Source organism: Streptomyces sp. NPDC055103 (genome assembly GCF_053607625.1).
On the sequence record NZ_JBSGTX010000187.1, the window covers coordinates 1 to 1,267 of the forward strand.

General features: G+C 45.5%; 1 protein-coding gene and 3 pseudogenes. 1 reads left to right on the plus strand and 3 read right to left on the minus strand.

Features of this window, described 5'->3' with window-relative positions:
* From gyrB to recF, 3 genes and pseudogenes are all read right to left on the minus strand, one after another.
* Positions 1-531, minus strand: a pseudogene (gene gyrB, locus ACWFR1_RS40405) (DNA gyrase subunit B); the annotation flags it as partial.
* A gap of 54 nt (positions 532-585) precedes the next feature.
* A complete protein-coding gene (gene remB / locus ACWFR1_RS40410; protein WP_453561137.1) occupies positions 586-831 on the minus strand; it encodes an extracellular matrix regulator RemB in 246 nt (81 codons plus the stop codon).
* Between the two features lie 17 nt (positions 832-848).
* Positions 849-1,172, minus strand: a pseudogene (gene recF, locus ACWFR1_RS40415) (DNA replication/repair protein RecF); the annotation flags it as partial.
* Here recF and ACWFR1_RS40420 point away from each other — a divergent pair.
* Positions 1,164-1,267, plus strand: a pseudogene (locus ACWFR1_RS40420) (NfeD family protein); the annotation flags it as partial. The pseudogenes recF and ACWFR1_RS40420 sit on opposite strands and share 9 nt — an antisense overlap.

Here is a 1,267-nt window from a genome sequence, read left to right on the forward strand (position 1 = left end):
AATTTCAGGGTCAGGAACAAAATGTGTCGTCGTTCCTGTATGATCCGTTTCGCCAATGATTTCAAGGTCTGTAACCGGAACTCCGCGTTTATAGGTTTGGCGGTGAATTTTACCGTCACGGTGAACCGTCACATCAAGCTCTGTTGATAGTGCGTTTACGACCGACGCACCTACACCGTGTAATCCTCCGGATACTTTATAGCCGCTTCCGTCAAATTTTCCTCCGGCATGAAGCACCGTCATAATGACTTCTACCGCAGGACGGCCCATTTTTTCATGAATACCGACTGGAATACCGCGGCCATTATCTACAACCGTGATACTGTTGTCTTTTTCGATTTGGATATTGATATCCGTGCAATAACCGGCGAGGGCTTCGTCAATACTATTGTCGACAATTTCCCATACCAGGTGGTGAAGGCCTTTGCTGTTTGTCGAACCGATATACATCCCCGGTCTTTTACGAACAGCTTCCAATCCTTCTAGTACCTGTATCTGATTTTCATCATAACTGTTTTGCTGCTGTTCCATAGCCACGTCATTCACCTACACTTTTCTAAACGATATATTCGTGATAAAAAATTTCTAAGAATCTATTTCAAACATAAATTGCGCACGTTTTTTTAATGTGCTGGAAGATAAGGGAGAGTAATATATATTCTGAACCGTGACTACGATAGATTTGGGCGTGCCGTTTACGGAAGGCACCACCTTGTGTTTCTGTTTTTTCAGAAATTCTTCAACAATAGGCGACATGTTGGCATTAAAGTCAAAAATGCCGACAATATCTCGTGTTGAAACCACAAAGTCATCACCTAAATGAATATACAATTGCTCACCTCATTTCTTCACTTCACTAACGCACCATTTTGTACACGGAACATTCCTGCTTGACGTAAGGTTTCGTGATCAATGCCATCAACGCTTGTCGTTGTGACAAACGTTTGTACACGGCCTTGGATCGTATGAAGCAAGTGTGACTGGCGATAATCATCCAGTTCACTCAGTACATCATCCAATAGTAAAATGGGATATTCTCCGATTTCTTCATGGATCAGGTCAATCTCCGCCAGCTTAAGGGACAACGCCGTCGTTCGCTGCTGTCCTTGAGAACCATACGTCTGCACATCGCGTCCGTTCACATAGAAAAGAACATCGTCACGATGAGGCCCTGGATCTGGTGGTTGATCGGCGCGGTGGGGCTCGGCATTCCGCTGGTCCTCACCGCGATGCCGGAATTCGGCATGCTGTCCGTCGGCGCGGTCGC